Below are 227 nucleotides of genomic sequence, written 5' to 3' on the forward strand. Positions count from 1 at the left end.
ACGCGCGGCGTGATATGCGCCAGAATGTTCGCGCTTGAGCTGTCCCCGCGAGGTAATACCCAGCTCATCGACCAGCGCTCGAATGGTTTCTTCCGTCCAATCACTTAGCGCCCTTATGTCCCAAACCCAACCAGGTAAGGCTTCCAATCGCTCAACGCGCTCAGGTGCCAGCGAGTGTCTAGCGCGGCGCTGTTTGCTCACCCATTGGCCTAGCGCGTAGCCGTCGT

The 227-nt window shown here is 59.5% G+C and carries 1 protein-coding gene; it reads right to left on the minus strand.

The features are described from left to right. Nucleotides 1-227: helicase associated domain-containing protein (locus tag A3709_RS23465; RefSeq protein WP_197484338.1), on the minus strand; the 227-nt coding region annotated here is incomplete at both ends.

The organism is Halioglobus sp. HI00S01, from assembly GCF_001635445.1.
GTDB lineage: Bacteria > Pseudomonadota > Gammaproteobacteria > Pseudomonadales > Halieaceae > Halioglobus > Halioglobus japonicus.